This is a genomic window from Spirulina subsalsa PCC 9445, from assembly GCF_000314005.1.
Classification (GTDB): domain Bacteria; phylum Cyanobacteriota; class Cyanobacteriia; order Cyanobacteriales; family Spirulinaceae; genus Spirulina_A; species Spirulina_A subsalsa.
Window position 1 is genome coordinate 3,080,618 of the sequence record NZ_JH980292.1, and the last position, 25,094, is coordinate 3,105,711.

Annotated in this window: 22 protein-coding genes; 14 read left to right on the forward strand and 8 right to left on the reverse strand. The window is 49.1% G+C overall.

Translation table 11 applies throughout. The features are described 5' to 3' along the window. Positions 1-84: 84 nt before the first annotated feature. Both lepB and SPI9445_RS0113995 read right to left on the reverse strand, forming a co-directional pair. A complete protein-coding gene (gene lepB, locus SPI9445_RS0113990) occupies positions 85-774 on the reverse strand; it encodes a signal peptidase I (protein WP_017305385.1) in 690 nt (229 codons plus the stop codon). 1 nt (position 775) lies between these two features. Then, entirely contained in the window at positions 776-1,552 is a 777-nt protein-coding gene (locus SPI9445_RS0113995; protein WP_026079790.1) for a pentapeptide repeat-containing protein, read from the reverse strand. Positions 1,553-1,997: 445 nt separating this feature from the next. Here SPI9445_RS0113995 and SPI9445_RS0114000 point away from each other — a divergent pair, with 445 nt between their 5' ends. Beyond that, positions 1,998-3,497, forward strand: a complete 1,500-nt coding sequence (locus SPI9445_RS0114000; protein ID WP_017305387.1) for a methyl-accepting chemotaxis protein — start codon at positions 1,998-2,000, stop codon at positions 3,495-3,497. On the opposite strand, the gene SPI9445_RS0114005 is transcribed toward SPI9445_RS0114000, so the two are convergent. Together SPI9445_RS0114005 and SPI9445_RS0114010 are read right to left on the reverse strand one after the other, a co-directional pair. Further along, positions 3,480-4,130 carry a DUF2301 domain-containing membrane protein gene (locus tag SPI9445_RS0114005; RefSeq protein WP_017305388.1) on the reverse strand — a complete coding sequence of 217 codons (651 nt, stop codon included), beginning with the start codon at positions 4,128-4,130 and terminating at the stop codon, positions 3,480-3,482. The genes SPI9445_RS0114000 and SPI9445_RS0114005 overlap by 18 nt on opposite strands. A 96-nt stretch (positions 4,131-4,226) precedes the next feature. Next, entirely contained in the window at positions 4,227-5,024 is a 798-nt protein-coding gene (locus tag SPI9445_RS0114010; RefSeq protein WP_017305389.1) for a transporter substrate-binding domain-containing protein, read from the reverse strand. Between the two features lie 33 nt (positions 5,025-5,057). On the opposite strand from SPI9445_RS0114010, the gene tadA reads away from it, so the two are divergent. After that, entirely contained in the window at positions 5,058-5,579 is a 522-nt protein-coding gene (tadA, locus tag SPI9445_RS25600) for a tRNA adenosine(34) deaminase TadA (protein ID WP_017305390.1), read from the forward strand. A 46-nt stretch (positions 5,580-5,625) separates the two neighbouring features. On the opposite strand, the gene SPI9445_RS30605 is transcribed toward tadA, so the two are convergent. Beyond that, on the reverse strand, positions 5,626-5,868 hold the full coding sequence (locus SPI9445_RS30605) for a hypothetical protein (protein ID WP_017305391.1): 243 nt from the start codon (positions 5,866-5,868) through the stop codon (positions 5,626-5,628). On the opposite strand from SPI9445_RS30605, the gene SPI9445_RS25610 reads away from it, so the two are divergent. The 8 genes from SPI9445_RS25610 to SPI9445_RS0114060 all read left to right on the forward strand — a co-directional run bounded on the left by SPI9445_RS25610 (position 5,860) and on the right by SPI9445_RS0114060 (position 14,258). Continuing rightward, complete coding sequence (locus SPI9445_RS25610; protein ID WP_202803697.1) at positions 5,860-6,633, forward strand: lysophospholipid acyltransferase family protein; 774 nt, start codon at positions 5,860-5,862, stop codon at positions 6,631-6,633. The two genes, SPI9445_RS30605 and SPI9445_RS25610, sit on opposite strands and share 9 nt — an antisense overlap. Before the next feature lie 95 nt (positions 6,634-6,728). Continuing rightward, positions 6,729-7,691 (forward strand): glycosyltransferase family 9 protein, encoded by a 963-nt coding sequence (locus tag SPI9445_RS0114030; RefSeq protein ID WP_017305393.1) that lies wholly within the window; start codon positions 6,729-6,731, stop codon positions 7,689-7,691. Further along, positions 7,684-8,262 (forward strand): D-glycero-alpha-D-manno-heptose-1,7-bisphosphate 7-phosphatase, encoded by a 579-nt coding sequence (locus tag SPI9445_RS0114035; protein ID WP_017305394.1) that lies wholly within the window; start codon positions 7,684-7,686, stop codon positions 8,260-8,262. Before SPI9445_RS0114030 ends, SPI9445_RS0114035 begins: the two co-directional genes overlap by 8 nt. Positions 8,263-8,689: 427 nt before the next feature. Beyond that, complete coding sequence (locus SPI9445_RS30610; protein WP_026079791.1) at positions 8,690-8,902, forward strand: hypothetical protein; 213 nt, start codon at positions 8,690-8,692, stop codon at positions 8,900-8,902. Then, a complete protein-coding gene (locus SPI9445_RS31125; protein ID WP_017305396.1) occupies positions 8,892-9,077 on the forward strand; it encodes a PIN domain-containing protein in 186 nt (61 codons plus the stop codon). Before SPI9445_RS30610 ends, SPI9445_RS31125 begins: the two co-directional genes overlap by 11 nt. 369 nt (positions 9,078-9,446) lie before the next feature. Next, positions 9,447-11,903 (forward strand): CHAT domain-containing protein, encoded by a 2,457-nt coding sequence (locus SPI9445_RS0114050; RefSeq protein ID WP_017305397.1) that lies wholly within the window; start codon positions 9,447-9,449, stop codon positions 11,901-11,903. Positions 11,904-12,354: 451 nt separating this feature from the next. Next, positions 12,355-12,762: a hypothetical protein gene (locus SPI9445_RS0114055; protein WP_017305398.1), complete on the forward strand. Its 408-nt coding sequence runs from the start codon at positions 12,355-12,357 to the stop codon at positions 12,760-12,762. Next, positions 12,741-14,258 (forward strand): hypothetical protein, encoded by a 1,518-nt coding sequence (locus tag SPI9445_RS0114060; protein WP_017305399.1) that lies wholly within the window; start codon positions 12,741-12,743, stop codon positions 14,256-14,258. The genes SPI9445_RS0114055 and SPI9445_RS0114060 overlap by 22 nt, the downstream gene beginning before the upstream one ends. A 190-nt stretch (positions 14,259-14,448) precedes the next feature. On the opposite strand, the gene SPI9445_RS0114065 is transcribed toward SPI9445_RS0114060, so the two are convergent. The 3 genes from SPI9445_RS0114065 to lipB form a co-directional block, all read right to left on the reverse strand. After that, positions 14,449-16,443 carry an SPFH domain-containing protein gene (locus SPI9445_RS0114065; protein WP_017305400.1) on the reverse strand — a complete coding sequence of 665 codons (1,995 nt, stop codon included), beginning with the start codon at positions 16,441-16,443 and terminating at the stop codon, positions 14,449-14,451. A gap of 21 nt (positions 16,444-16,464) precedes the next feature. Continuing rightward, positions 16,465-17,181, reverse strand: a complete 717-nt coding sequence (locus SPI9445_RS0114070) for an OB-fold-containig protein (protein ID WP_026079792.1) — start codon at positions 17,179-17,181, stop codon at positions 16,465-16,467. 427 nt (positions 17,182-17,608) lie between these two features. Then, positions 17,609-18,283 carry a lipoyl(octanoyl) transferase LipB gene (lipB, locus tag SPI9445_RS0114075; RefSeq protein ID WP_033374771.1) on the reverse strand — a complete coding sequence of 225 codons (675 nt, stop codon included), beginning with the start codon at positions 18,281-18,283 and terminating at the stop codon, positions 17,609-17,611. A gap of 875 nt (positions 18,284-19,158) precedes the next feature. Between lipB and hpf the strand changes: the two genes are divergently transcribed. From hpf to SPI9445_RS0114095, 4 genes are all read left to right on the forward strand, one after another. Then, positions 19,159-19,824 (forward strand): ribosome hibernation-promoting factor, HPF/YfiA family, encoded by a 666-nt coding sequence (gene hpf / locus SPI9445_RS0114080; RefSeq protein ID WP_017305403.1) that lies wholly within the window; start codon positions 19,159-19,161, stop codon positions 19,822-19,824. A gap of 534 nt (positions 19,825-20,358) precedes the next feature. Next, on the forward strand, positions 20,359-21,717 hold the full coding sequence (gene trmFO / locus SPI9445_RS0114085) for an FADH(2)-oxidizing methylenetetrahydrofolate--tRNA-(uracil(54)-C(5))-methyltransferase TrmFO (RefSeq protein WP_017305404.1): 1,359 nt from the start codon (positions 20,359-20,361) through the stop codon (positions 21,715-21,717). Between the two features lie 459 nt (positions 21,718-22,176). Then, entirely contained in the window at positions 22,177-23,382 is a 1,206-nt protein-coding gene (locus SPI9445_RS25620; protein ID WP_071525292.1) for a murein hydrolase activator EnvC family protein, read from the forward strand. Between the two features lie 85 nt (positions 23,383-23,467). Then, positions 23,468-25,057: a S8 family serine peptidase gene (locus SPI9445_RS0114095; protein ID WP_017305406.1), complete on the forward strand. Its 1,590-nt coding sequence runs from the start codon at positions 23,468-23,470 to the stop codon at positions 25,055-25,057. The last annotated feature ends 37 nt before the right edge of the window (positions 25,058-25,094 follow it).

Below are 25,094 nucleotides of genomic sequence, written 5' to 3' on the forward strand. Positions count from 1 at the left end.
GCAGGGGAGAGGTTGATTATTTTTCCCGACTCCCGACTCCTGACTCCCGACACCCGATTCCCGATTCCCCTTCGACTTGGCTCACTAAATCCCACCGAGACGAGAGAAGGGCCAAAAGCGGAAAATAGCGCGACCAATGACTTGATTTTGGGGTAAGAAGCCCCAAATATGGGAATCATTGCTGTTATTGCGGTTATCCCCCATCACAAAGAGGGCATTGGCTGGGACTTGGAAGGGGGCGAGTTGATACTGAGGGGAAGCGGCAATATAGGGTTCTGTGAGGGGGATATGATTCACATACACCCGGTTATCGTGGATTTCAATATCTTGACCCGGAATGCCGATGACTCGCTTAATAAACGCCTGATCCGCTTGGTAGCCTTGGGCTTGGAGTTGGGGCGGGGGGCTAAATACAATAATATCGCCCGGTTGGGGGGGATGGAAACGATAGGAGACTTTTTCCACCACGACGCGATCGCCTGTTGCCAAAGTCGGTACCATAGAATCTGAGGGGATAAACCGGGGTTCTGCGATATAAGTCCGAATGACAAAGACTAGCACAAGTGCGATCGCCACCACTTGCACATTTTCCCAGACCCACCTGCGCCAATTCTGGGGGGTTTCAGCAGGAGATTGAGCCGTTTCCGAAGCTTGAGCCGAAAGATCCTTATCCTGAGAGGTCATGAAACTTGCGCTAAACCGAATAGAGTACCACTCTGCACTATACCCCGTTTCCGTCCGCCAAGCGATCACGGCTCCAGGAGCAAGCCCCACCCTAAAATAACGACAACGCCCGCAACAACACAGAACTCAACCCCCCCAACATATTCAATAAATCAATCCCCACACCACTCCCCCCCCTCCCCGGATTATTCATCGCCTCCATCTGGGCTAAAAAATGCTCGGCCGCCTGCTTCCCTTGCTCATTCTCTTGTTCTTCAAATAACCCTAGAGCAATTTTGGCATCCTGCATCGCCCCCACTTCATCCAACAAGCGGAGGCGGGCAACACTCCGGGCTAAATACACCTCCCCATAGCGGGGATTTCGTTCCAGCGCCTGATTATAATACTCAATCGCCCGGATAAAATTCCGTCGATTACTTTCTAACACCCCTCGGGCATAAAAATGATCCGCCGAGAAAAACTGCCCCGGTATACCAATCGCCCCATCTACCACCGCTTGATTGAGATTCGTGGCTTCCAGATTAGCCTGCATAAAATAGGCATTGCGCAAATCCGCCCCCGCCACATTAGCCCCGGTTAAATCCGCCCCCGTCAAGTTGGCCCCATTGAGGGAAGCCCCCCCCAAGTTAGCAAAGCGTAAATCCGCCCCCGCTAAATTCGCCCGACTCAGATTAGCAAAGCGTAAATCTGCCCCCGCTAAATTCGCCCCACTTAAATCAGCCATCACTAAACCCGCCCGAGTTAAGTCACATTGGGGACATTCAAGCTGGGAAAGGAGTTGATTGAGATGCTGGAGGTTTTCTGCACGTACCGATAAACTCAAGGGCATCAAGAGCAAGACAGTTGTTGCAGCTAAGGTCTTTTTCATGGTTTTGCTGGGCGGAGTTTTTCCCATCTTAGCTTAACTTAAGGTTTGATCTCCGGGTTGGGTAAGTTGAGAACCTTAAACTCGTTCAATTCCCAAGGACTAAAATCTCACCTTTTGGGGCGTTCCTGATCAAGGTTTTTGTGAGATAATAGGGAAATACTGTAGGGTGATTAACACTAAATTTGACCAAGTTAAGAGATTTCCTAAGCGACAAAAAGTAAGCTACACCAGATAGAAACAGAAGGCAGTCAATCTCAATGGGCAGTCTACAGCAATCCTAAATAGTTTAGGGTAGAGGGAATTGATAAATCCCCCTACCGTATGGATTGAATTCCCCAACACATTACAACTCAAATAAACTGGGAGGGGAAGGGAGCAATGCGTTTCGGATAATTCGTTCTTAACTGAGTCTTCTACTTTACAACTCTTAAAAATCACTGAGATTATGTTTGGAAAACTGCGACTCCGCCAAAGAATTTTACTTGGCTATTTTTTACCCATTGTTGCATTTTTGTTAACCACATTATGGGTAGCTTCCAGCACTCAAACCATTATGTTGAACTTTAACCGCGTCAGTTTCATTGCAGATGTTATTGATAAAGTTCATCACCTCGAACTGGCTCACTTAAGAATGTCTAATGGAACAAGGGGCTATCTTTTAGAACCCGAATCGTCTTTTTTGGATAGAAAAATTCAAGGTCGTAACTTTTTTCAAGAAACGGTTGATTTACTCAACGAAAGTCAATATAGCGTTGATTTTGCGCAACAATATTTTTCCGGTCGTGATTTTGATGAATTGGTGGACTTAAGGCAACAATATGAAAAGGTGATGAGTTTAATCACCCAACAGGAGCAAAAGCGAAATGAAATGATTGCCTTCCGGCAGCAGGGAAATATTGAGTTGGCGAATCAAACCTTTATTGAACATACTGGGGAAGAGATTAACCAAGAGTTTCAACGTATTAATAATCGCCTCCATGAGATGTATCAACGGATGGTGCTAGAAGAGCAACAGGTGGTTCAACAAGCTTTAGGCACCTTATTCACAGGATTTGTGTTCTTAGCTATTATCATTGGTGGAGGGGCTGGTATCGCTTTATGGTGGATTGCCACCCAATTAACGCGCACGATTTACCGGGCGGCGCGACAAATTCTCGCCTCTACAGGGGAAATTGCCACGACACTGGAGCAACAAGCCTCTACAGCCAGCACTCAGGCGGCCTCGGTGAATGAGACAACAACAACCATGGACGAGTTAACCAACTCTGCTCAAACCTCGGCCGCCCAAGCGAAAGCGGCGACTCATGCCGCCCAAGAAGCTTTAGCGTTAACGGAACAGGGAAATCAGGCTGTAATCGCTACTCTGGCTAATATGCAGCATTTACAGGGTAAAGTGCAGGCGATCGCACAGCAAATTAAGCGCCTGAGTGAACAAAATCAACAAATTGGTACTATTGCCCAACTGGTCAGCAATTTATCTTATCAAACCAATATGTTGGCCTTAAATGCTTCAGTGGAGGCCGTGAGGGCAGGAGAATATGGCAAAGGCTTTTCAGTAGTGGCCACAGAAATCCGCAAGTTAGCTGATAGTAGCAAACAGTCAGCAGAACAAATTCATCGTTTAGTGGGAGATATTCAGGGGGCAATTCATTCCACCGTGACGGCAACGGAAGAGGGAACCAATACGGCGGAAAGTGGCATTGAACGGGTGGAAGAAACGGCGAAAGTGTTTGTTGGGGTTCAAAAAGCGGTGAGTCATGTGGTGGAAAGCAATCAACAAATTGCTTTAAATATTCAACAGCAAGTCCGAGCCGTTCAGCAGGTTTTTGAAGCCATGAGTTTGTTAAATCGCAGTTCTCAAGATACGGCGAAAGGGATTGAACAAACTCATGGAGAAATGTCTCAGTTAAATGAGGCTGCCACGGCTTTAGAGGCCCTGTTGTAAATGCTCAAATACTGACTTATCGCCAATATCTGGGGGGATGGGTTGCACCAGTTTACGCAGGACAAAAATCACAAATAAAGCCGCCCAACTCCCCAGTAAGGTGCGTTCCATGCCCAAGGGTAACACCCCCACTAGATGCCCTAATAGTAAGAGGGGAACAAGGGGGGTGAGGATTTTGGTTTCTAAACGATTAAAACAAAAGGCTTCTTTGAAATAAATCCCTGTGAGGGCGGCAAAGGTAAAACCAACGCCCAACACACTGGCCGGGGTGTAGTAGAGAGTTAAGGCAAAGGGGGCAGAATCGGCGTAGGCGAAAATGAGAGAAGCAACGGTGCCGATAATCCAGAAGAGTTTGAGGAGACGGTGAAGGGGGGCGAGGTAGATGTGAATTTTAAGCAGACTCAGGCCTAAACCCAGGGAAAAGAGGGTATAGAAGACACTGAGGAAGGGCAAGAGATCCGGGGTTGCCCCTAGGAATAATAATAAGGTGGTGGCGAGAAAAAAGCTGAGTCCGGCAAGGGCTAAACCAGCGCGATAGAGTTTCACGTCTCGCCGATCTTCGCTATTAATGGTAAACGGACCAAACTTGCCGTCATAAACTGGGAGGTTAGAGGTTGAAGTTGTAGTAGTCATAAAGCAGAAATCTAAATCGTGAGGTTTGGGAATCCCCACCGTTTTAAGGTGAGGAAGATGTCAAAGCAAGATGAATATTGAGAGTGGAACACTAGATTAATTATTGCCTAATCCCCAATAATCTAAACGTTCTTGTAGCCAACCGGAACGATGCCAGCGCGTGAGGGCATTGTTTACGGCAATATAGAGATCACTGTGTTGTAGACCTTTGGGAAGGGCTACGGCTAAGGGTTCACCGGAGAGACGCACCCCTAGAATATGGTACTGGGGATGTTCTTGTACCCAACCCGTAAGGATAGTGCGATCGCCCCCAAAGGCATCCACTTCCCCCAACTCCAGCAGCTGCAAGGCTTCCACATAAGACGACACCCCCACTAATTCCACCGGATGGAGAACATGACGCACCACGGCGATGGTACTCGACTGTTCTAATACGGCGATTTTTGCCCCCACTAAGTCTCCCAAGCGTTGAATCCGGGGGTTGCGGGTGATAAAAGTTGTACCATCGAGATAGTAATGACGGCTAAAATTAACCAAGCGGGAACGGGAGGGAGTCGCCGTGAGTCGGGCAATGGTGAGATCCACCTCTCCTGCTAATAACAGGGGTAGGCGATCGCGATTATTCACCGCCTTAAACACCACCGCCTCCCGACTCCCTAATAATTCTTGGGCTAACTGACGAGCCAGATCAATCTCTAAGCCCTGTAATTCCCCATTTTCATCACGAAACGCCAAAGGGCGGACATTTTCATTCACCCCCACCACCAGCCGCCCCCGTTGGCGAATTTCCCCCAATCCCGCCGCCCCGACAGGATAGGGAATCAGTACCGGAGACGTGAGCAGGGCAATCACCCCCCCCCAAGCCATAAAATGCTGTTGCCACTGTTTACCCATAAACCCTTCATGAAGAAAAGCGCCATTCGGGAGATGCTCACCCCAACCACTTATGAACGCCATCTGTATTGGATGCGTCGCGCTCTGATCTTAGCGCAGGAAGCGGGATCTGCCGGGGAGATTCCCGTCGGAGCCGTGATTGTCAACACTCAAGGAGACTGTCTAGCCCAAGCGGGGAATCGCAAAGAACGGAATCAAGATCCCACCGCCCACGCAGAAATTTTAGCCCTCCGCCAAGCCAGCGCCACCTTGCAGGATTGGCGTTTATCCGACTGTACCCTCTATGTCACCCTAGAACCCTGCATCATGTGTACTGGGGCAATTATTCTCGCCCGACTGGGGTTATTAGTCTATGGAGTAGACGATCCGAAAACTGGCACAGTGCGCACGGTGCTTAACTTACCCGACAGTCTGGCCTCTAATCATCGGTTACAAGTTCTAGGAGGCATTCTAGCCCAAGACTGTCGCCAACTGTTACAGGATTGGTTTCAGGAACGGAGGGAACGGGGGAGGGGAGAGGGGGAGAGGGGGAGAGGGGGAGAGGGGGGGAATTAAGACCTATTACCTATTCCCGATTCCCTAGGGCGCAAGCATTGCGCCCCTACACCGACTCCCGACTCCCGACTCCCGATTCCCGACTCCCGACTCCCGACTCCCGACTCCCGACTCCCGACTCCCGACTCCCGACTCCCGACTCCCGATTCCCGACTCCCGACTCCCGACTCCCGACTCCCGACTCCGTGCCACTGTAAGAACTGGCCTCCTGTGGGAGGTGAAACCCTTCAAGGCTTTTTATGCTGAAAGTGTAGTGAACAAAACCCCCAAGCAGGTTGATATGATGCACGTTCTCACTCCCTTCGCCGTTCCCTTCCCCTACCCATTCAGCAAAACCGAAAAGCCCCACTCTCGGGTTTCCCCTTGGTTATCTCGTCTAGCCTATGCTCTCGGTCAATCCCTCGTTTTACCCACCCACTTTGACCAAATCACCGTCACCGGACAAGAAAACCTACCCCGCACTGGTCCGGTTTTATTAGCCCCCACCCATCGTTCTCGCTGGGATGCCATCATGGTGGCCTATGCCACAGGTCGCCCTGTCACCGGGCGGAATATGCGCTTTATGGTGTCCATTAACGAGATGAAAGGACTCCAAGGCTGGGTAGTGGGTCGTTTAGGGGGCTTTCCCGTCAATCCCCTCCAGTTGCGCATTGAAACCATCCAGCACAGTGTAGAGTTGCTCTGTGAACAAGAAATGCTGGTGATTTTCCCAGAAGGCAATATTTACCGTCAACGCCATGTACAACCCATTAAACGAGGGGTGGCGACCATTGCCTTACAAGCTCAATCTAAAATGACCGAACAAACCCAAGGGGTGCAAGTGATCCCGATAGATATTGCCTATTCTGACTTATCGGCTCAATGGGGCTGTCAGGTGAAGGTAAAAATTGGTCAACCGTTGAATACTCTCGATTATCAAAACTACAGCCCGAAACAGGCCTCTCGTGAACTGACGGCCGATTTACAAGCGGCCTTAGAAGCTTTAGCAGATACACCCAAGGGGGTCAAGGGCGATCGCATTTCTAGCCCAGAACAAGAACCTGTCCTCGTTTAAAGTAGAATAGGGGCAGGAATTAGCAATCCTCGTGATTAATAATTCCGTACTTCCAGAAAAAACCCCTAAAAACACCCTAATTACCCAGAGTTGAGATGCGCATACTAGCCCTTGTCCCTGGCGGAATTGGCGATCAGATTCTCTTTTTCCCAACCCTAGCGACACTGAAGCAAACCTACCCCCAAGCCCAGATCGATGTATTGGTAGAACCCCGGTCTAAAGGGGCTTACCGAGTCTGTCCGTCTGTGAGTGAAGTCTTAGTCTTTGACTACAAAGATCGCAACGGCTTGGCCGATTATCTCAATTTATTGGGGATGATCCGCGATCGCGAATATGATATAGCCCTCACCCTTGGACAGCGTTGGGCCGTTGGTCTACTCCTATGGTTAAACGGCATTACTACCCGAGTAGGCTATGAGTCGCAAAAGTCCTGTTTACTCACGGATACAGTTCCCCTCAAAACCGAACAGTATGCCGCCGAAATGTACCATGATTTGGTGTTAGGTCTAGGGATTCAAACCCCTTGCCCAACTCCCACGATTGCCGTTCCCAAGTCGGATATTGACTGGGCTGAAGCCACTCAAGACCGCATGGGAATCCGGGAGACAGGCTACATTCTCCTTCACGGAGGCTCTAGCCAACTGGCCGTCACGAAGGGGATTGATAAAATCTATCCGCCCCAACATTGGTCAGCCATTATTGCCGATCTCCAAGCCAAACAGCCCGATGTTCCCATTGTGGTCGTCAAAGGCCCGGAAGATAGCGCCCTAGTGAGTGAACTGCTCGAAAAAGCACCCAGCTTAAAAGTTGTCTCTCCCCCCGATATTGGTAAACTGGCCGCCTTGATTGCCGGGGCGAACTTAATGCTCTGTACAGACAGCGCTCCCATGCACTTGGCGATCGCCGTTGGCACCTATACCATCGCCCTTTTTGGCCCCACCGATGCCAAAAAGCTAGTTCCCCCCAACAGCGAAACCTGTATTCCCATCCAATCCCCCTCTAAGGCGATTGGTGATATTCCTCCTGTCACCGTACTTGAACAAATTTGGCGTGGCTAAAACCGCAGTATTTCTAGATCGTGACGGCGTTCTCAACGTCGAAAAAGGCTATATCCATCACGTCGAGGACTTAGTGCTTATCCCCGGCATCGCCCAATCGGTGCGCCGTCTCAATGACCGGGGGTTCTTTTGTTGTATGGTATCCAATCAAGCCGGCCCCGCCCGGGGATACTACCCCCTCTCCCACGTCGAAGCCCTGCACCAGCGTCTCATTGACCTCCTCGCCCAAGAAGCCGGAGCCCAACTCGACGCTTTATATTATTGCCCCTACCTCAGTCCGCCAGCCGGAGGGAAAACCCCAGACTTCACCCGTTGGAGTACCTGGCGCAAGCCCAACACCGGAATGTTAGTCGCGGCGGCGTGGGAACATGATCTTGACATTAAGCATAGTTTTATGGTAGGGGATAAAGCCACCGATGTAGATCTAGCCCGCAATTGTGGAGCTAAGGGGATTTTAGTCCAAACAGGCTATGGCCAAGAAGTATTAGAGGGCAGCTATCAACACCACGCCAAACCGGATTACATTGCCAAAGACTTAAATCAAGCCGTTGATTGGATTTTAGAACATTGAGCGACTCATTCCTTCTGTGTTAAATTGACCCCAAACTCTAATAAAGTTAACCCCGGTCTAAGATTTTCAGCATGAGTATCAGGATGTGAATCATCATCAGAAAAAAAGGAATAGCTTTGGTATTAGAAACCGGGTTTTTTCTAGGGTTTAGAACACCCAAGAAAAGATGAACGCAACCCGGTTTCTGAGTTAGTGGGGGGAAAGAAACCGGGTTTCAGGGAGGTGATAGCGGGAAAGGAGTTGGTGCAAGAAACCCGGTTTCAGCGATGAGTTCAGAAACCGGGTTTTTGCTAGGATGATTGCAATGATCGCCTTTTGCTCTGAGGTAAAATTGGGGTGGTACCCCTATCCCGTGCATGGTCTGGTGTGGGGGTGGGAATATCTCAGTTTTGGTGTAAACTCTCTATTATTACCTCGGAAAATAACCATGAATATCAGGCAATTAATTGATGAGGAAATTAGCAAACTAGACGAGGATGAGTTAGCACAACTCTATGAAATTGTCAAGAATTTTTCGCGTCCCAAAACCAACAACAGTTTATTTTCCAAGTTAAAGCAGGTCAAAATTGAGGGTCCCGTTGATTTTGCCGCCAATATCGATCTCTATCTTAACGGAGAGAAAAAGATTGATGGGGATTAAAATCTTTGTGGATACATCATTTATCATTGCCTTGGTCAACATCCGAGATCAGGATCATCAACAGGTTATATCTATTGCCAGTGAATATGAGAACCATTTTTGGGTCATCACGGATGCAGTAATTCTTGAGGTTTCCAATGCTTTATCTCGCCGCTATAAATTGGCAGCAATCTAAATTATCGAAAACTTTTTTGAGTCGGACAATGTAGAAGTCGTGCGTTTAACGCCAGAACTGTTTGAGCGGGGATTTTATCTCTATAAAAACCGACGAGATCAAAAATGGGGTTTAGTCGATTGCATCTCATTTATAGCAATGCAGGACAGAAAGATTGATACTGCGTTGACATTTGATCGTCATTTTACTCAAGCTGGATTTAAAACTCTTCCCAATATAAATAATGATCTGACATAATGTTTGATTCTGACTGGATCTAGTATTACCGATTTCAGACCAATTGACGAGTCCCCCGACGGGATATTGTCTGTCGTCGATTCTAGCCCCATGGGGTAAAATTGGGGTGGTATCCCTATCCGGTGCGTGGCCATGGATGAACAACAACTGCAAGCCTATCTCTCCCTGATTCAAGAACTGCTCACCTGTCGCAGTGGGGAGGAACTGGTGGCGAAATTGAGCAACCACCGGGAACTGGTGGATGAGGGATTAGTGCAGGTGATGCGTGCCGTTGCAGAGATGATGGCGCAACAGGGGCGGGGGAATGCAGGCTGGTTGCGGAATTTTGCCGATACAATCGAAGCGGTTAACTATGAGTTGCCTCGGCTAGAAACTAAACTGACAGCAGATGCTCTGTTGCGGCAAGGATTTCAACAGTATCAACAGAGTCAATATTCCCAAGCCTGGGAATCTTTGCAACAGTCTCTCGCCTTGTATGAAGACATCGGGGATAAGGCTAACATCGCTTTATGTTGGGGACAGTTAGGTTGTATTGAGCGCGACCGGGGCAACTGGGAGGAGGCGGAGCGTCTGTATCAGCAATCTTTGGCTTTGAGAACCGAATTGGGCGATCGCTCCGGGATGGCTGATGTTTACAATGTTCTCGCCTTTGTCCATCAACACTTAAACCGAATTCCCGAAGCCCTTGCCGCCTGGAAAGAAGGGTTAACCATTTGTCCCCCCGACCGATTCCCCCTAGAAGCCTTGAAACTCGGTCGCAATTTAGGCGATGCTGCCTTTGAGATTCAAGACTGGGCCACCGCCATCTATGGCTATGAGGCGGCCATTGAAGCCGTCGAAACCCGTTGCACTTTCACCGACTCCTACAGCGAGAAACAACAACGCCGGGAAGCCGCCCTAGACCTCTATCCCCAACTCGTGCAAGCCTGCATCAATGGCGGCGATATCGGGAAAGCCTTAGCCAGCGTCGAACGCAGCAAATCCCGCAACCTGATTGAACTCCTCAGCAACCGCGACCTTTACCCCAAAGGCGACATTCCCCCAGAACTCCTGAAACAACTCGACCGCCTCCGTCGGGAAGTCACCGCCAAACAGCGACTTATCGAAACCCTCGAAACCCCCACCAACCCCGATAATCAGGACATCGGCGGACTGGGACAACGGGGCAGCAGTGCCGCCAGCTTCACCCCGGAAGTCATGAACAGCCTGCGTCAAGAGTACGAACAGGCGCAAAAGGACTTAAGCCAACTCCTGGAAACCATCAACACCTACGACCCCAACTTCAGCCTCACCCAACGAGTCCCACACATCCAATTCTCGAAAATTCAGGAGTTATTGGATAAAGATACCCTGTTGATGGAATGGTATCTCAGCCCCCAAGGAATTTATACCTTTATCGTCAGGGGCGAAACCGGGGAAATTTCCGTGCATCTTTCCCCCCCAGAACACCTGAAGCAATTACAGGAGTTGCGCGAAACCTATCTCCAAACCTATTCCCACTCCTTAGACGACTGGGAAACCCATCTCAACCACTTCCTGCACCGTCTGCGGGATATCCTGGAATTACCCCAACTCCTCCCCCAAATTCCCCCCACCTACCGCCGCCTAATTGTCGTCCCCTATCGGGAGTTGCATTTATTCCCCCTCCACGCCTTACCCCTGGGGGATGACGATGAACCCGAATATCTCGCCGATAGATTCCCCCTGGGAGTCACCTATAGCCCCAGTTGTCAATTCCTGGAAGTCTCCCAACGCCAGCGCAAAACCACCAACCGCCAGCGCTTCTTTGCCATCCAAAATCCCACGGAAGACCTAGACTATGCCGACTTAGAGGTTGAAGCCATTTTAGCCAACTTCTCCCAAAACGCCCGCTATCTCGCCCGCCAGCAAGCCAGCAAAACCAGCCTGAAGGAAGACCCCCACCGCCAAGCCTTCCAAGAGGCGGATTATGTGCATTTTGCCGGACATGGAGCCTTCAATTTCAACAGTCCCCTCCTCTCTCCCCTCGTCTTAGCCGGGGCGAAAGTCTCCGTCAGTGACTCAGAAGGGCGAACCCTCTGCGAGGAAACCACCCCCTCTGAACCCGCCGAGACTCGTTTTCTCCCTTGGCGCAAAGGCACCCAGATTGACTTGAGCAAATGTTACACCCTGGGAGAATTGTTTGAACTGGATTTACCCGCCTGTCGCCTAGTGATTCTCTCCGCTTGTGAAACCGGGTTAACAGACTTTTCCCCAGAATTGGAAGAATATATCAGTTTGGCGGTGGGGTTTCTCTATGCGGGGGCGGCCAATGTGATTTGTAGCCTGTGGGCGGTGAATGATCTTTCGACAGCGATTTTGATGGTCAAACTTTACGAAGAAATGCAGACCCAGCCCTCCGTTGCCTTAGCCTTGAAACAGGCGCAAGAGTGGATGAGACGAGTCACGAAGCAAGAGTTAACCGCGTGGCTGAATCAGTCCGGTTTAGCGGCCTCCCCTCATCCGAAAGCGAAACTGCGAGAGAAATTAAACTTAGGCTTTGAAGATGCCGATTACCGACCCTATAAACATCCTATGCACTGGGGGGCATTTTGTGCCATCGGCGTTTAACCGTAGGTTCGGCATAGGAAAAGCGCAACCCAACACCCCCCCAATCCAACCCCCTGCAATCCCAACACCTCCCCAATCCCAACACCTCCCAATCCAACACCCTCCAATCCCCTGTAGGTTCGGCATAGGAAAAGCGCAACCCAACCTACGAATCATCTATGGTTGGATGTTGGGTTGCACTGTCGCTTCACCCAACCTACGAATCATCTATAGTTAGGGTCTGCTGAATAACACCAGATGCTAGGCTCAACAAGGGAACAGGGAACTCTTAACAGGGAACAGATCATCTAAAACTGGCACGATTGCCTATTCCCGACTCCCGACTCCCGACTCCCGACTCCCGATTCCCCAACTCTCGGACTTATTCAGCAAGCCCTAGTTAGGTGTTGGGTTGCACTTTTCCTATGCCTAACCTACGGATAATCTATAGAAAAATAGTAAGGAAAAAACCATGAAAGATTCTACAGAAACCCTGCTGATGTTTGCCCAACTGCTGGAAACAGAACCCCCCATCCTACAACCAGATATCCTCCCACAAGCCCAACAGTTAGCCGCAAACTTAGAGCAACTCTCAGAAAATGATCAAGAACAAGCCTCTGCTTTAATTGTTGACTGGATGAAACAATTTCCCCAAGCCCGAACAACCTTTAAAAAAGCACTCGCCCAACGAAACCGGAAAGAATTTGACGAACCCTTACCCCCTAAACCCGATGAGATACAATGGACAATTCCCAACTTTCAAATCGTCGAAGAACCTGACCAAGTGATTCTCTCCCTTCCCGCCCCAACCCCCCAAACTATCTCCTTGTTCTCCTACGTTCGTCAAACTTTAACCCGATGGATTCACAACCACCGATAAACCCCCTCCTTTATGCTCCCAATTTACATTTATTTGCCTTTCATCTCTGGCGAGGATTGACAGGAGAAACCGATTCTCTAGTCTCCAATCCTCACCAACTATGGCAAAAGGGAGATGAAATCTTAAAGCGCTTAGGATTCCACGAACGTCTGCACCTCTACGGCTATCCTGAAGCCTCCCCAGAACCCCCCGGCGCTTACGTTAACCTCCACCCCCAAACCTGCCTGAAACTGGCGGGAAGACTGCCCTATTCTGACCTCAAAATTACCGGACGAGTGTTAACCTATCGCCTCTATGATAGCTATAGTTTAACCATTAATTTACGCCGTCCCGAACAAGAATATCAGCAAAAAACCCCAGAAGTCCCCCTAACTTTTTGGCGAAACTTAAACACAGAAGAACAAATTTTTCTCCCGGATTTTGTCCAAAGCTCATTAGGACAAACCCTGCTGTTAACGGCATTTTTACCCGCAACAGAAACGAATCAAAAGGCGCAAGATTTACAAGAATTTGCCCGCCGTTGTTTAGAACAGTTGATGCCCTCCCGCAAAATCAAACGCCCTCCTTTATACCACTGGGGAGAGGTATTCGGTAGCCCGATTTTTCAGTTTGGCGGTCAAGTTTTAGATGCCAATTTAGTCGAAGAAGCGGAGATACAACCTCATATTTTGGTTCTTCTCTGGCGTGATGAGTTAGCAAGTGCTAAGTTTGTGGATGCCTATGAGCGGTTCATCAATTTATTCTATTATCGCAATAAGGTTCTTGCAGCTTATAGCGAAACTCGGACACTGTACCGTAAAACCTACCAAGCCTATACAGATTTAGAGAAAAAAGTCAAGAATTTTAAAGGTTTATTAAGCCAAAAAAGTAGCGGGCAACAGTTGAGCGAGGGGGAATTAAGGGAACTCAAAAGCGTTTTAAAGGAGTTGGCTGTATTAGATTTAGAATATGCGCGATTGTTGCGCAATTACAAGCACTGTCGCAATACGATTAGCATTAATACCAAAAATTATCTGGTGACATTGGGGGAGATTGTGAATACACTGCAAGAGCAGGGTTATGATTTACAGGGGGGAGAACTGGATTTTTTCCAAGAATTTGGCACTCGCACTTCTCCCTATTTCCAAACCCGCATAGGGGACGAACTGAACTACTTTGTGGAAGGGTCAAGTTTAGCGGATAAAGCGATCGCCTCCCTTCGGGGTATAGTGGAAATCGAACAGACTCAGCGCGATCGCACCCTACAAGAACAAAACGAGAAACTTCAGGACAAAATCCAAGCCCTTGGGGTTGGCATTGCCACAGGTGCTATTATCGCCTCCACCTCCGCTTTAATCTGGCAAGACCCGGTTTCCTGTCCTTGGTCAAAAACCCCAGTTCAATCCTGCCATCCCTTCATCCTAGCCGTAGGGGTGAGTTTGGTCTTTGCCGTTGCGGCCTGGTGGGGGGCGAAATGCCTCATCGGGTACAATCGCCAGCGAGGACAGGGGGGATAGGGAGTCGGGAGTCGGGAGTCCGGGAACTCTCCCCCCCTGTTCCCTGTTCCCTGAAGAGAGGGAATCGGTGTAGGGGCGCAATGCTTGCGCCCTAGGGAGTCGGGAAAAGGTAAAAGGCAAGAGACAAAAGTTATCAACTCCCCCTCGCCCCCTCCCCCTCTCCCCCTATTCCCCGTTCCCTAGCTTGAGGTCAGACTGTAGATTCTGGCGACTCAGAAGCTAGGGGGGGCTGGGTTTTGGGGGTAGGAGAGGGAGCGGGAGGATTCCCATTTCCCTCGGGACTACTTAAAACCTGTTTGACTTGCCCTAAGAGATTCCCTAATTTCCCCTCATCTAATAGGGTGTTGACGAGGGATAAGCCACTGGTAGACAGGAGGAGTTTACTAATATCTCCCATGTTCCCGTTACCGTTGCCGTTGCTGTTGGGGAAGGCGAAAATCCTCGCATCCCCCAAGACTCCGGGCTGCGGGGCGAGGGCTTTGGCGAGTTCGGGCAGATGATCGGCCACGTCGGGGAAGAGGGTTTTAATTAATTCTGCGGTGCGGTTCGCGTCGCTGAGGGCGTTTTCTGCGTCGATGAGGGCGCGTTTCCCTTCGGCTTCTGCGATCGCCTTATATCGATTCGCCTCCGCTAACGTCCGAATAGACTCGGCTTCAAGTTCCGCCGCTTGCCGCGCAATTTCCGCTTGACGACGACGGCGGAACACATCAATTTCCACCACATTCTGATCGGCGATTTGTTTTTTCTGGGCTTCTTTTTCGGCTTCAATCATAGAGAGGCGACGTTCCCGTTCCGCCTGTTCTACCGCTTGGGCAGTGCGCACCGCCGATTCTGCCTCGGCGCGTTCGGCATCGGCGAGGAATCGTTCTTTTTCTTTGTTGGCAATGGCGATCCCCGCTTCCTGTTGTGCCACGCTCGATTCCTGTTCCGCTAGGGCTACCTCAATTTTCGCCCGCAAGCGAGAAGCGTCTACAGCCTGTTGTCGGGTAATTTCTGCCACTTCGGCCTCTTGTTTCTGAATGGCTTGGGCAACTTTTAGCTTTTTGTTCTGTTCCTCTAGGGCAATATTAGCCGAGATTTGGCTCTGTTGAATGGCCAGTTTTTTCTGAATTTCTTCCTCTTCCACTGCTTGATTTTGCAGGATTTTATTCCGTTCAATTTTCGCCGCTTCTTGGTCTTTCGCTTCTTGAATTTCCCGCTCCCGTTGGGCTTTTAAGGCCTCTAGTTTTTGGTTTTGGGTTAAGCGCAACGACTCGATTTCTTCATGTTGGTTAATCTTGGCGGCTTCTTTGTTTTTGGCAATGGTCAACGATTTCCGCTCGGCATCCAGTTCTTGCTCTTCAATGGTGACACGAGTTGTTAATTCGACTTCCCGTTTTTGTTGAATTGAACGCTGGATTGTTTCGGTTCTCAGCCGCACCCCTTGGGCATCAAAAAAGTTGTTTTCGTCATAAGTATCGCTTTCCTCAATCTCAGAAATGGCGATATTGTTCAACGTTAGACCAACTTTCTTTAAGTCCTGTTGAATTAAGTTCAAAACTTCATCCGCAAACCCTAACTTATCGGAGTCAATTTCGGCTAAACTCTTCCGTTTAGCGGCCGCACGAATGGCATCATCTGCCCGTTTTTCAAGGGCATCTTTAATATCTGTCTCGGAAATCATCCCTTTTTTCGACAAACGAGCGGCCGAAATGCTCACATCTTCTTCATCGGCATTGATACAGACATAAAAGGTGACGCGCATATTCGCCCGCAAATAGTCCTGAGTCCGCACAGCGAGGGGGCCAGTGCGTTCTACATCAATGCTAATCTCCCGTAAGGGTACCCGGGTGAGTTCATGGAAACCGGGCAGCACGACACAACCGCCATTAATAATCACCTTTTTCTGTTTGGTAAATAATCCCCCAGTGCGAACAAAGGCCTCGTTATTGGGGGTGATGTTATACACCAGTTTGTAAGACCACAGGGCGACGACTAACAGGACAAAAATAAATAGAACGGTGCCGGCCGGGACAAATAAACCCGTATTTAAGCCGCCGGGAGTTTGGGCTTGGACGGGGGAGGCTGGTTGGGTTTGAGCCATAATAATTGGCTCGCTTTCTTGAATAGCAACCTGCTCGAAAATTTGATTGTGTTCATCTTCGAGGGTGGGTAAAGATTGGAGTAAATTGAGCCAAAGTTTCATAGAACGTTTCGGTAAATTGGGTTAAGAATCTTGAATTTCTGAGTGATTGGCAAGCCACCGATCTTCATCGGAGCTATCTTTCGCAATCACTTGATAACTATGGGGACGACGATCCACGACAATCACTTTTTGTCCCCGTTGCGGTGCAAAGGTTGCCCAGTCGGGGAGGGTGGCAGCAACAGTCACGAGGTTATGGTTGGGATCTGAAACATCGACTTGACCAATTTTTCCCTCTGTAATGGGGGGAATGGTTTTAGAGGTGACGGTGCCAATACAACCAATTAGGCGATCGCCACTGGCATCTTCTCCAAAGGGGGCAAACAGTAAACCAATGGGACGGGCAATCCAACTCCCTAGATAAAAACTGAAGATCAGGGTGGTGCCAAAAATCACCCCTCCCCAGCCCCAAAAGGTGACGGGAATCTCCCCGGTGATTGACCCCACGACGGTATTCACGACCCATCCTGTCACCCCCCAAAGACTTAAATTTGTAGCCAGCAGCAAGATTAAGGGGGCTTTTCCTACACCTAACCAACCTAAAACTTGAGCGGCACTAAATTCCCCATTACTTTCTAAATCGGGGTCTGCATCGGCTTCTAGGATGCCATTGCCAACCTCAAGCTCCCCGTCTAAATCTAGCTCATCATCCCCGCCACCGGATGCAATGACAAACAGGAATAAGGCAATCCCAACGCCGAGGATAATCCAGTAAGGCAGATGACTGAGACTATATAGCATTAACTTAAGGGGGTGAAAACAACGGTCTACCCGAATCAAGGGGCAAACCTTCCCTCAGATTAACGATTGTTCTTCAGAACGTCAGGAAAGTGAAAACATTTTTAACTTTCCTCTTGTTTTTTCCCATTGGAGAATGTAGCAATTCTCCTACTGGTGAGGTGCAGAGTCTCTGGTTTGAGGGAATAGGGAACAGATCCTCTACAAAAGTGAATCATCACAGACGGGGAAATGCTATAAGACAAAAAGAAGCGGGAAAGGATTATCCAAGAACCTCTCCCACCACAGTAACTCTGACCAATCGAAGCAATACTATTTCATTATGACTACGGCCTGTATATGTTCGGGGGGGTAAATGTATATTCTCGTGACCACAATAAATTTCCCCTATCTCGCCTAGGAAGATGGGGGAATTGATCGCTCATTAGGTTTAATTTTCTACTATGTCCACACCAAACACATGGGCAAAAGCGCTAATAATTTTGGGTCGGACTGCTTCGACGGTGAGGGTGGGAATAAATTGGCTGAGACGGCCGACGGGGCGATCGCTAATCCCACAGGGAGTAATCCGCTCAAAGCCTTGGAGATCGGGACAGACATTGAGGGCGAAACCGTGCATGGTGATCCAACGTTTGACTTTAATCCCAATGGCGGCGACTTTGTAGCCTTCGACCCACACCCCCGTTAAGCCCGGAATGCGATCGCCTTTCAGACCATAGTCCGCCAAAACGTGCAGAATCACGGCTTCGAGTTGCCGTAAATACCAGTGTAAATCCGTCTGATAGTAACGTAAGTTCAAGATAGGATAGCCCACTAATTGACCCGGACAATGATAGGTGACTTCGCCCCCCCGTTCCGTGCGGTGCAGTTCGTAGGGGTCTTGTTGGGGGTCAAATTTCACAAAAGCCAGATCGGAGCCGGTGCCTAGGGTGTAAACGGGGGGATGTTCTAACAACAATAACAGATCCTCTAGGCGGGGATCTTGGAGGCGTTGGGTGAGGAGGGAGCGTTGTTCGGCTAGGGCGATCGCATAGGGAACGCAGCCATACTGTTTCACTACACAGCGTCGCGGCTTAGGATCGGGAACAGAGGGTCGATCTATCATGGCTAAAAGGGGACTAATATCAGTAACCGCAAGGATCACAACGGAATCGAGACTTTTGACGATTCGCCTTCTCTGATTCCATCGCGTTATCCCGCATCGTCTGCACTCGGGCAGAAGGCACATCAACCCCAAATTCCTTGGGCTGTTTAGATTACCACATTCTCGGGCAATCTCATAAATGTCAAGAGATGCAACGGAACATGAAGAGAAGTCAAGGGAATAGGTTCTCTGGAATACAAGGTGCTAGGGTGAAGGTAGAACAATGAGGCGTTATTCTAACGCACAAGGTCAAAACAGGGTTAAAACAGGGTCAAAATAAGGTCAAAAGAAGATCAAAAAAAAGAAGGTCAGAAAAAGGAGGCCATCCGCCCAATCTCATCATACTTTTTCCCAAGCTCAAACTCATTCTTGGAGCTATGTTCATGCTATAATAAAAGCAGGAGGATTGCATACATAAAAAAATGCAAAAACTGTCAGTCCTATATTATGGGAATGAGAGTCACAATAAAAGCAGTAAATCTCTGTCGATCCATGTTCAAAAGAAAGATACTTTTCGGAAAAACCCCCAAAAACATCCTGACTCGGAAAATACAGTCTAATCACGGCTTTTGGCTTCGTTGCTACTCCCGACTTGCTTGAGGGAATTCTGCTAGAATTGCTGATCTACAATTTCTGATACAATTGTAATTCGCGGAATTGTGATTTGCAGATGTATAGATTTTTTTCAGGCTGAAGCAGTTCAATTCTCACAGAGTTCGCTTAATGCAAAGAAACGAGTAGTTTCCTGAATCACTCCACATTAAACAGCATGAAAGCCTTGCTGTTCGGGAGTCATTCAACTGTTCGACTTAATAGACTTAAATGGAGTAATCGATATGAAGCTATTAATCCAGGGCAATAATATTGCAGTCACTGAAGCCATCCACAACTATGTTAAGGAAAAGCTGGAAAAAGCAGTTCGGCATTTCCAAAATATCACCACAAAAGTTGATGTTCATTTGTCGGTGGCTCGCAATCCCCGGATCAGTAATAGTCATAAAGCAGAAGTGACCGTTTACGCTAATGGAACGGTCATCAGGGCGCAAGAAAGCAGTGAAGATTTGTATGCCAGCATTGACTTAGTGGCGGATAAAATTGCCCGTCAACTGCGGAAATACAAAGAGAAACATCTGTTTAAGAAAGTTCATGCTCAGGTCAAAACAGGTGAGGTGATTGAGGAAAAACCTGTTGATGAAAATTTAATCGGCGATCGCCAACCTGAACTTCCTCCTGAAGTAGTACGCATGAAGTACTTTGCCATGCCCCCCATGTCTGTAGAGGACGCGCTGGATCAATTACAGATTATTGATCACGACTTCTACGTTTTCCGCAATAGTGACAGCGATGAAATCAACGTGATTTATATTCGCAATCATGGCGGATATGGTCTGATTGTGCCGCGTAATGGCAACGGAAACGGGAACAGCAGCAATGGTAGCACTCATGTCATTCTCGAAGAAGAAGAGGATTCGTTTGCGGAATTCCCTCCTGCCCAAGTGTAGAATCCCCGTGAGTGCAATCTAGAGTCACTTAATCCCTCCCCCTCCTTTCGGGGGAGGGGTTTTAATTAGGTCAGTGACATCCTCCCGACACCGACCCTAGGGGTACGGTGCGGGCTTCCCCATATCACTATGAGGCCTTCCTGCTTCTACGGGAGGCTCTAGATGTCTTTTTAGGGACATCCCCGATAACCTCTTCCTCCACAGGCAGCTTGACCCCCAGTCCGTTCGCGAAGCGTGACCCAGGAAGGGCTGCAAGTCCACGCTGCTCGACTATCATCGCCGCAGCAACGCCCCTATCCGTTACAAACCCACATAGTTGAGGTTTAACACGAATAGTAGCTTATTGACATGAACCTATTGTACAATATGTAGGGATAAATCGTCACTCCCTAGTAAATGATTGTTGGTTAATTTTCGGGGCATCGAACCCCTCAATTAACCGTCTTTCATCCCGACACTGACATTCGTACAGTGCGGGGCTTCCCGACGATGAGCTAACGCTATAATTTCTGGACTGAGTGTTAGAGGTTCAAAATGACTGTTCATGTAATCGGAGGTGGATTGGCGGGTACAGAGGCCGCTTGGCAAATTGCCGAGGCGGGGGTTTCGGTGGTTCTCCATGAGATGCGTCCGGTGTGTAGTAGTCCAGCCCATCACTCTGAGGCTTTGGCCGAGTTGGTCTGTAGTAATTCCTTTGGGGCAATGGCAAGCGATCGCGCTGCCGGACTACTCCATACTGAACTCCGTCAGTTAAACTCGATTATTATTCAAAAAGCGGATCAACACGCTGTTCCGGCTGGGGGGGCTTTAGCCGTCGATCGGGGGGTATTCAGTGACGACCTCACCCACACCCTCAGCCAGCACCCCCGCATCACCCTACAACGGGAGGAAGTGTCCGCTATCCCCCCGGAGGGAGTCGTTGTCCTGACCACTGGCCCCCTGACCAGTCCCGCCCTAGCAGAAGACCTACAACGCTTTACGGGCTTGGACTATATGAGCTTTTTCGACGCGGCCAGCCCCATTGTGGTGGGGGACTCGATTAATCATGACCTTGCCTTCCTGGCCTCCCGCTACGATAAGGGGGAGGCAGCCTATCTCAACTGTCCCATGAGTCGTGAGCAGTATTTGCATTTCTGGCAAGAACTTTGTGGCGCAGAACAAGCCCCGGTGAAGGATTTTGAGCGAGAGACGGCGAAATTTTTTGAGGGCTGTTTACCCATTGAAGAGTTAGCCCAACGGGGAGAAGATACCATGCGCTATGGCCCCCTGAAACCTGTGGGCTTGTTTGATGCCCGTTTGGGGGACTTTAAGGCTCCCGAAAACCAAGGGAAACGCCCCTACGCGGTGGTGCAGTTGCGCCAAGAAGATAAGGCCGGCCAACTGTGGAATATGGTAGGCTTTCAAACGAATTTGCGCTGGGGGGAACAAAAACGGGTGTTTCGCCTGATTCCGGGCTTGGAACAGGCGGAGTTTGTGCGGATGGGAGTCATGCACCGCAATACGTTTATTAATTCCCCGGAACTCCTAAAACCGACTTTACAGTTTAAGCAACGATCCTCTCTCTTGGCGGCTGGGCAGTTAGTGGGGACGGAAGGCTACACGGCGGCGGCGGCTGGGGGGTGGCTGGCGGGAACGAATGGGGCGCGTTTGGTTCTGGGTTTAGATCCAGTGATTCTCCCCCCGACCACTATGATGGGGGCGTTGTTGGAGTTTATCACGTCGGCCTCCCCGAAACATTTCCAACCTATGCCCCCGAATTTTGGGATTTTGCCTCCTTTAGGGCATAAAATACGCGGTAAACGAGAAAGATATGGCGTTTACCGCGATCGCGCCTTGGCAGACTTAGAACAGTGGAAACAAGGCCTTCAGAAGGATGGGGTTGCCCTCGTCTAGACCAAGAGTTCCGGGGTTAAGTGGCCACGGGTTCGGTTGTATTTGTCAAAGTGTTATTTGTCAAAGTCTTGTGCAAAGACTCACCCTGCAACCGTTGATGATATTTAGTCATCAACACGCTCAAAAGGTCGGGCATTTCCTGCCTGCAATGGGGACAATACCAATAGGCTCGTCCCTTTTGAGCATACATCAGCATCTGTTGAGAACAACAAGGACAGGGAATCATAATGGGTTCTATCAAATAAACAGTTTTAAAAGTAGGGTCGCACCCCTATTCCCCAGTTTAGGCAAAGAATTCTCAAATGTTTGTAAAGATAAATCACATTTATGGGAGATAAGGCAACATTTGATCATTAAGGAGAAATAAGTCAATCTACGGTTGTAGTGAAAATAACAATTGATTAAATTACCCCTATTGTTAATTTTAATCTTTTGTATATTCCAAGCGTCAGTTTATTTATGAATCATCACAAGCCAGCCCATTTTACCATTTTTTTGTATCAATGGCTACTCTGCCTGATCCTATTCGTTGCGGTCTGGTTGGGCTGTAGCTCGATGGCCTGGGCGAACTCTCCAGCGAATAATTTATTACAACACTGGCAGGAGAAAATCCACGAACAACAGACTGAACTCACAGAAGAACAAACCCATCTCACAGAAATTGAGCAATCCGCCCAGCGTTATTTGGATAATTTACAGCGTAATATCCAGATTATGGACTTACAGTTGAATTATTACCAAACGGAGCTAGATGAGAATAATCGCCAATTACAAGAATTATCGAGCCAATTAAACCAAGAGCGACAAGTCTATGCTCCCCAATTAGAGGCAACGGTGGCAAGGCTGCGTTTTTTGCAACGTCAATCCCTGAGTAGTCAAGGTTGGCGTTTTTTGCTCCATAGTGAGGATTTAAATGATTTTTTTGACCGTCGCGCCCGGTTAAAGTTGGTCTATGAAGCGGATCGGGAAAAGCTGGCCAAATTACAACAAAAATCCGACAAAATTAAGGCACAAAAGGACAGCGTACAACAGCAAAGTGAAAAAATTGCCCAATTAACCCAACAAATCGCAACGCAAAAATCCGATATTGAAGCCCAATTTGCTATTCAACAACAATTATTGAACCAGTTGGGGGGGGATTTAGCCGCCCTGAAAGCGGTTCAGGAAAAACTGGCGGAGGATTCGGAGGGGATTAGCCGTTTAATCCAAAAACGGGCTAGGGGCAGCAATCCAATTATTTTAGGGGGAACGGGTCGCTTTGCGGTACCCCATCAGGGGCCTGTGACCAGTGGGTTTGGCTGGCGACAACATCCGGTGTTAGGGGGGAGACGCTTACACGGGGGGATTGATTTTGGGGGAGAGGTGGGCAGTCCAATTTATGCGTCGGATAGTGGGACGGTGATTTTTGCGGGCTGGTATGGGGGCTATGGGCGAACGGTGGTGATTGATCATGGGGATAGTTTAACGACGCTGTACGGACACGCTAGCAAGCTGTATGTGAGCGAAGGACAGCCTGTTAAACAGGGAGAGGCGATCGCAGAAGTGGGATCCACCGGCCTCTCTACTGGCCCCCATCTACATTTCGAGATTCGCCGCAACAGCCAACCCATTGACCCATTAACATTGGTGCAAGTCCCTACGGAACAATTGGGTCAACTCCCTTGAACCTCCCCCTTTTGTACACCACTCAAATCAAAGTGTTTTTCGATAAGATGAGAGCAAGATGTTATCAGGAAGCGCTGTTAGAGGAATGAGCAAAAGATTAGTCTGGTTATTGGGTAGTTTGGCCAGTGTGGGCTTGGTCGTTCCTGTGCAAGCTTTGCAGGAGTCTACAGGCGATCGCGGCATTGTAGCCCAACGACTCCATCAAGCCCCCTACAACCTGATTGGGCGCAAAATTGGCTTAGGTCAAGTGGAAGTCGGACGACCGGGGAAATTTGGCTTAGATAAGACCTCCTCGGCCGCTTTACGTTCCGTTGTCGTGACGGGAGTTTTTTTACAAGATAGTCCCGCTAAAGCCAATAGTAATTTAGATACCCATGCCTCTATGGTTGCAATGGTCATGGTGAGTCAAGATAAAGCCCTAACAGGTGTGGCCCCCGGAGCGCGTTTATACTCTTCTGCCATTGGTTCCCTGCGACATGGAGGACAACCGGAAGAATGTCTGTCTGCCCAGCACGTCGCCCTCCAAAATGGGGGAGATGTGCGGGCGATTAACTTTAGTTTTGGCGAACCTTTGCGCCGAGATCCCCGACCTGACCCGATTTTAGACGGAAATGCTCTCCTCACGCGCTGTGTGGATTGGTCTTCTCGGGTTCATAATACCCTCTATGTAGTCGCCGGGAATCAAGGGAGTGGGGGGATTCCCATTCCGACGGATAATTTTAATGGAATTAATGTCGCCTCCTCCACACCCCGGGAGGATGGTTTTACAAAACTCGATTTTTCTAATTTAAGTGATGCACCCGAAGGCATTGGGCGGAGTTTAATCCTCCGGGAAATTAATGTCGGGCCCCGTCGTTCCATTGGTTTAGTGGCACCCGGGAGCCAAATTACAGTTTATAACCTACAGGGACAAGCGGTTCCGGTGATGGGAACCAGCTTCGCCGCGCCCCATGTGGTGGGGACTGTAGCGTTATTACAGGAATTCGGCGATCGCCAACTCGCCGCCAAAGTCCCTCAATGGACCACCGATGCCCGACGGAGTGAAGTCATGAAGGCGGTTCTTCTCAACTCAGCCGATAAACTCAAAGATCCCGGAGATGGTCGCTATTTAGGCATGAGTCGCACCCTCCACACCAAAGAAAATGAAACTTGGCTTCAAGGGGATGCCGCCCAAGATCCCAAAATTCCCCTTCATATTCAAATCGGCACCGGCCATTTAAACGCCTATCGTGCCTATCAACAGTTTAGTCCCGGTCAGTGGTCAGCCTCTGCCCCAGTTCCCCCCATCGGTTGGGATTATGGCACTGTGGCCGTTAATAGTGTGCAGGATTATGTCTTAGAAAAGCCCTTAAAAGGGGGAACCTATGCCGCGTTTACCCTCGCTTGGCATCGTTTAGTGGAGTTAAATGATCAGAGCAATACAGGTTTATTTACCGTGGGAGATAGTTTCCATGATCGGGGATTAAATGACTTAAATCTCTATCTCCTCCCCTTGGATGCCCAGACAACGGAAGAAAGTATCTGTTCTTCTGTCAGTGAGGTGGATAGTGTAGAACATATTTTTTGTCGAATTCCCGAAACGGGACGCTACAAAATCCGCGTTAAGTACCACACCCAAGCTAACGAACCCACTCAAGCTTATGCTCTAGCTTGGTGGACGGCAACAGGGGAATAGGCAATAAGATTGACTAGGGCTTGCTCAATCTTGACAA